At 68.9% G+C, this 6,102-nt stretch carries 7 protein-coding genes; 6 read left to right on the top strand and 1 reads right to left on the bottom strand.

The genetic code is table 11. The features are described 5' to 3' along the window. The coding region (locus H3O04_RS33315; protein ID WP_202589308.1) for an MFS transporter at positions 1-537 on the bottom strand (537 nt) is incomplete at its 3' end. 147 nt (positions 538-684) lie between these two features. On the opposite strand from H3O04_RS33315, the gene H3O04_RS33310 reads away from it, so the two are divergent. The 6 genes from H3O04_RS33310 to H3O04_RS33285 all read left to right on the top strand — a co-directional run bounded on the left by H3O04_RS33310 (position 685) and on the right by H3O04_RS33285 (position 6,080). Continuing rightward, positions 685-1,617, top strand: coding sequence for a LysR family transcriptional regulator (locus H3O04_RS33310; RefSeq protein WP_202589307.1), 933 nt, complete (start codon positions 685-687; stop codon positions 1,615-1,617). A gap of 208 nt (positions 1,618-1,825) precedes the next feature. After that, positions 1,826-3,199, top strand: coding sequence for a tRNA (N6-isopentenyl adenosine(37)-C2)-methylthiotransferase MiaB (miaB, locus tag H3O04_RS33305; protein ID WP_006477875.1), 1,374 nt, complete (start codon positions 1,826-1,828; stop codon positions 3,197-3,199). A gap of 33 nt (positions 3,200-3,232) precedes the next feature. Continuing rightward, on the top strand, positions 3,233-4,279 hold the full coding sequence (locus tag H3O04_RS33300; protein WP_006477874.1) for a PhoH family protein: 1,047 nt from the start codon (positions 3,233-3,235) through the stop codon (positions 4,277-4,279). Between the two features lie 141 nt (positions 4,280-4,420). Next, a complete protein-coding gene (ybeY, locus tag H3O04_RS33295; RefSeq protein ID WP_011546160.1) occupies positions 4,421-5,197 on the top strand; it encodes an rRNA maturation RNase YbeY in 777 nt (258 codons plus the stop codon). Between the two features lie 12 nt (positions 5,198-5,209). Next, a complete protein-coding gene (locus tag H3O04_RS33290) occupies positions 5,210-5,842 on the top strand; it encodes a gamma-glutamylcyclotransferase (protein ID WP_027813077.1) in 633 nt (210 codons plus the stop codon). Positions 5,843-5,930: 88 nt separating this feature from the next. Further along, entirely contained in the window at positions 5,931-6,080 is a 150-nt protein-coding gene (locus H3O04_RS33285; RefSeq protein ID WP_171984331.1) for a hypothetical protein, read from the top strand. Positions 6,081-6,102 lie beyond the last annotated feature (22 nt).

Raw genomic sequence — 6,102 nt, 5'->3', positions numbered from 1 at the left:
CGGCACCAGCGCGGCCACGCCGCCGAGCGCCAGCACGCCGAGCGCGGCGACGATCCAGAACGACGCGCGCCAGCCGAGCAACTGGCCGACGAACGTGCCGAACGGCACGCCGAGCACGTTCGACAACGTGAGTCCGGTAAACATCAGCGCGATCGCGCTCGCGCGCTTGTCGGCCGGCACGAGCGACGCGGCGACCACCGCGCCGATGCCGAAGAACGAGCCGTGCGCGAACGACGTGACGACGCGCGCGACCATCAGCATCGCGTAGCCGGACGCGGTCGCGCACAGCACGTTGCCGACGATGAAGATCCCCATCAGCAACTGCAGCGCGGCCTTGCGCGGCATGCGGCTCGTCAGCACCGCGAGCAGCGGCGCGCCGACCGCGACGCCGAGCGCGTAGCCGGTGACGAGCAGGCCGGCCGACGGCAGCGACACGGCGAGGTCGTGCGCGACTTCGGGCAGCAGACCCATGATGATGAATTCGGTGGTGCCGATGGCGAAGGCGCTGATCGCGAGCGCCAGGAGCGGAATGGGCATGACGTTCTCCGGAAGGCGGCGGCCGCGGCGCCGGTTCGGTGCCGCACCGCACAAGAAAGCGGGATGTGCGCGCATTGTCCCGAAGACGCCTATATTTGATAATTGGCGTGGCATTTGAACCATTTTCAAAAATTTCTGGAAAATCGCATGGACCGACTGGGCGACATCCGGCTGTTCGTCGAGGCGGCGGAACTGGGCAGCCTGTCCGCCGCCGGGCGCAAGCTGAACCTCACGCCGGCCGCCGCGAGCGCGCGGCTTGCAAAACTCGAGGCGAAGATCGCGACGCGGCTGTTCGAGCGCTCGACGCGGCAATTGCGGCTCACCGACGAAGGCAAGCTGTACCTGAACTGCTGCCGCCAGGCGCTGCAGGCGCTCGACGACGCGGATGCGATGCTGCAGGAAGGCCGCAACGTCGTGAGCGGCAAGGTGCGGCTGTCGTCGACGTCCGATTTCGGCCGCCACCAGTTGCTCGACTGGCTCCACGAATTCACGACGCTGCATCCGGGCGTCACGTTCTCGCTGACGGCGTCCGATTCGTCGTCGAACCTGTGGCAGGACGAGATCGACCTCGCGATCCGCTTCGCCGCGCCGCCCGACGGCGCGCTGATCGCCCGCCGGCTCGCGACCAACCGGCGCGTGCTGTGCGCGGCGCCGTCGTTCGTCGAACGCCATGGCCTGCCGGCCGATCCGCACGACCTGGCCCGCTTTCCGTGCAACGTGATCACGATCGCGTCCGGCCCAATGAACACCTGGCATTTCACGCGCGGCGACGAAGTGCAGATCCACACGGTGCCGGTGTCGACCGCGTTCGAGACCAACGACGGCGGCCTCACGCGCGAATGGACGCTGCGCGGCCACGGCATCGCGCTGAAGTCGCTGTGGGACATCGCCGACGACGTCCGCGCGGGCCGGCTGCGCGTGCTGCTGCCCGACTGGCGGCACCACGACGCGCCGCTGCACGCGATCTATCACAGCAAGCGCTACATGGCGCCGCGCGTGCGCGTGCTGCTCGACTTTCTCGCCGAGCGCTTCGCGCGCGAGGAAGCCGCGCTCGACGACCTGCTGAATGCGTGCCATTGATGGCCGCTCCTTAGGGGGGTCGGAACCCTGGAGCCGGCGTCGCGCGCCCGCAACCGGCCGGCCGCCCGTCGTGGCACGAAAAGCTATAATGGAAGGCTTTCCCGACGGCCTTTCCTGCCCGATGCGCGCGATTCGCGTGCCGCGCCAGGCCGCCCCGATTCACCCTTGACGACGCCCCCAGGTCAACCACTGCGAACGGCGAATCCCCATGACCAAGAAAGTTTACGTAAAGACCTTCGGCTGCCAGATGAACGAGTACGACTCGGACAAGATGGTGGACGTGCTCAATGCGGCCGAAGGCCTCGAAAAGACCGACACGCCGGAAGACGCGGACATCATCCTGTTCAACACGTGCTCGGTGCGCGAGAAGGCGCAGGAGAAGGTGTTCTCAGATCTCGGCCGCGTGCGCGAGCTGAAGGAAGCGAAGCCGGGCCTGCTGATCGGCGTCGGCGGCTGCGTCGCGAGCCAGGAAGGTGCGTCGATCGTGTCGCGCGCGCCGTACGTCGACCTCGTGTTCGGCCCGCAAACCTTGCACCGCCTGCCGCAGATGATCGACGCGCGCCGCGCGAGCGGCCGCGCGCAGGTCGACATCACGTTCCCCGAAATCGAGAAGTTCGACCATCTGCCGCCCGCGCGCGTCGAGGGGCCGAGCGCGTTCGTGTCGATCATGGAAGGCTGCTCGAAGTACTGCAGCTACTGCGTGGTGCCGTACACGCGCGGCGATGAAGTGTCGCGCCCGCTCGACGACGTGCTGACCGAAGTGGCCGGCCTCGCCGACCAGGGCGTGCGCGAAGTCACGCTGCTCGGCCAGAACGTGAACGCCTATCGCGGCGCGCTGACGGCCGGTTCGACCGACATCGCCGATTTCGCGACGCTGATCGAATACGTCGCCGACATCCCCGGCATCGAGCGGATCCGCTACACGACGTCGCATCCGAAGGAATTCACGCAGCGCCTGATCGACACGTACGCGAAGGTGCCGAAGCTCGTGAGCCACCTGCACCTGCCGGTCCAGCACGGCTCCGACCGCATCCTGATGGCGATGAAGCGCGGCTACACGGTGCTCGAATACAAGTCGGTGATCCGCAAGCTGCGCGCGATCCGCCCCGACCTGTCGCTGTCGACCGACATGATCGTCGGCTTCCCCGGCGAGACCGAGGACGATTTCGACAAGATGATGGCGCTCGTGCACGAGATGGGCTACGACACCAGCTTCTCGTTCATCTACAGCCCGCGCCCCGGCACGCCGGCCGCGAACCTCGCCGACGACACGCCGCGCGAAGTGAAGCTCAAACGCCTGCAACATCTGCAGGCGACGATCGAGGAGAACGTCGCGCGCATCAGCCAGTCGATGGTGGGGAAGGTCGAGCGGATCCTCGTCGAGGGCCCGTCGCGCAAGGACCCGAACGAGCTCGCGGGCCGCACCGAGAACAACCGCGTGGTGAATTTCCCGGCGCCGCTCGCGTCGCACCCGCGCCTGATCGGCCAGATGATCGACGTGAAGATCAACCATGCGTACCCGCACTCGCTGCGCGGCGAGCTCGTGCTCGTCAGCGACGACGCGAGCACGGCCACCCACTGACCGACTGACGCCCGAGAGGAGCCCGACGCTACTTTGAAGACCGTCCAAGCACTGGAATTCACCGCCCCGCGCGATGACAACGCGCGCCTCGCCAACCTCTGCGGCCCGCTCGACGAGAACCTGCGGCAGATCGAACAGGCGCTCGACGTCACGCTCGCGCGGCGCGGCCATCGGATCACGATCCGCGGGCGCGGCGCCAAGCTCGCGCTCGCCGCGCTCGAAAACTTCTACAACCGCGCGCGCGATCCGCTGTCGGTCGACGACATCCAGCTCGCGCTGGTCGAAGTGCGCCATACGGCCGGCAACGGCCGCCAGGACACGGTCGACGTGCGCTTTCGCGGCGATCCCGATCATCCGTTCGACGAACCCGTCGCGCAGCTCGACGCCAGCGAGCCGGAGGAAGAGCCGGGGCCGAAGCTCTATACGCGGCGCGCCGACCTGCGCGGCCGCACGCCCGCCCAGCGCGAATACCTGAAGCAGATCCTGCAGCACGACGTGACGTTCGGCATCGGGCCGGCCGGCACCGGCAAGACCTACCTCGCGGTCGCGTGCGCGGTCGATGCGCTCGAGCGCGACCAGGTCAAGCGGATCGTGCTGACGCGCCCGGCCGTCGAGGCCGGCGAGCGGCTCGGCTTCCTGCCGGGCGATCTCGCGCAGAAGGTCGACCCGTACCTGCGGCCGCTGTACGACGCGCTGTACGACCTGCTCGGCTTCGACAAGACGGCCAAGATGTTCGAGCGCCAGATGATCGAGATCGCGCCGCTCGCGTACATGCGCGGCCGCACGCTGAACCACGCGTTCATCATCCTCGACGAGGCGCAGAACACGACGCCCGAGCAGATGAAGATGTTCCTCACGCGGATCGGCTTCGGCTCGAAGGCGGTCGTGACCGGCGACACGAGCCAGGTCGACCTGCCGCGCGGCCACAAGAGCGGCCTCGTCGAGGCGCAGCAGGTGCTCGGCGGCGTGCGCGGCATCGCGCTCACGCGCTTCACAAGCGCGGACGTGGTGCGCCATCCGCTCGTCGCGCGCATCGTCGAGGCGTACGACGAATTCCACGCGCAGCACCAGGACGGCTGAGCGGCGGCGCCTGCGCGCTGCCCCGGCCCGGCCCGCCAGACGGCGCGCCGGGCTTTTTTTCGCCCGCACGCAGCCGGTCCGAATTCGGGCGCGATCGGCCGTTTGGTGTATCCTCAACGCGTCCCAATCGCCGTACGCGTCATGAAATCCTCCCGTTCCCGCAAGTCCGGCCGCGCCCCGTCCGCCGCGCCCGAATCCCCCCGCCTTTCGCTGTTCGACGCGAAGGGCAAAGCCCGCACCGTCAACGCACAAGGGCTGCGGATCGACTTCCCGGACGGCCGCAGCCTGATGTTCGACCTGTCGGGCAGCTCGGGCGACGCGGCCGTCGCGATCGTCGCGCAGCACAACGATCCGGCGATGCGCGCGAAGCTCGCGCTGCAGCCCGAGCACTACGACAGCGTGACGCTGCACGTCGGCGCCGAATTCGCGCCGCGCGAGGACGACCCCGAAGACGAGCCGCGCGCGCTGGAGCTCGACCTGTCCGTGCAGTACGGCGACGAGATCACGAGCGACGTGCGCAAGACGCTGCCGAAGCGCAAGCTGATCGCCGAGTGGATCGAGCCGGCGCTGTTCGCGAGCGCGCAGCTCACCGTGCGCTTCGTCGGCGAAAACGAAGGCCGGACGCTGAATGCCGGCTACCGCCACAAGGACTATCCGACCAACGTGCTGACCTTCGCGTACGACGCGGCGCCCGACGGCACCGTGATCGGCGACCTCGTGCTGTGCTGCCCGGTGGTCGAGAAGGAAGCGCACGACCAGGGCAAGCCGCTCGCGGCCCATTACGCGCACCTGCTGGTGCACGGCGCGCTGCACGCGCAGGGCTACGACCACGAGACGAGCGACGAGGACGCGGCCGAAATGGAAGCGCTCGAAGTCGACATCCTCGCGAAACTGGGTTTCCCGAACCCGTACCAGTAAGCCGTCCGCCCGATGCGTAACGCCGCGATGCTGCCGCCCGCCTACCCGCCGTCGATCGGCGAAGGCCGTCTGCTGACGGAAGACGAGCTCGCGGCGTCGCTCGCGCATACGATGCGCGACTGGGACGGCCAGCAGGATCTCTGGCTGTTCGGCTATGGCTCGCTGATCTGGAACCCCGGCCTGCCGACCGTCGCCGCCGTGCGCGGCAAGGTGCACGGCTATCACCGCGGGCTCTACCTGTGGTCGCGCGTGAACCGCGGCACCCCCGAACGGCCGGGCCTCGTGCTCGCGCTCGATCGCGGCGGCTCGTGCTCGGGCATCGCATTCCGGCTTGCCGGCCCGACCGCGCAGCCGCATCTCGAGACATTGTGGAAACGCGAGATGCCGATGGGCTCGTACCGGCCTGCTTGGCTGCCGTGCTCGCTCGAGACCGGCGAACGCGTGAACGCGCTCGCGTTCGTGATGCGCCGCGACGCGCCGACCTATACGGGCAAGCTGCCCGACCCCGTCGTGAAGGAAGTGTTCGGCTGCGCGGCCGGCCGCTACGGCACGACGCTCGACTACGTGAGCCGCACGGTCGACGCGCTGCGCGCGAGCGGCATCCCCGACCGCGCGCTGGAAGGGCTGCTGGCGCGATGCCGGTGATCCCGTTGATCCCGCACGACGCGCGGCCCGCCGCCATGCGACACCGCGCAGCCAGCGCATCCCGCGCATCCGCACGAGGACACACCCGATGAAACCGTCACGCTGGTCGCGTTGCAGGATCGCCGCGCTGCTCGTCGCCGCGAGCGTCGCGCTGTCCGGCTGCGGCATACTCGGCTGCGGCGGCGCAGCCACCAACGGCGCGGCCGCCGGCGGCTGCTCGGCCGGCATGCGGTTCTGAGCGGCGCGTGAGGCGGGCGCCC

The organism is Burkholderia sp. KCJ3K979 (assembly GCF_016759955.1).
Taxonomy (GTDB): Bacteria; Pseudomonadota; Gammaproteobacteria; order Burkholderiales; family Burkholderiaceae; genus Burkholderia; species Burkholderia orbicola.
The sequence above is the reverse complement of the archived record's forward strand: the minus strand, read 5'-3'. Positions and strand labels throughout refer to the sequence as shown.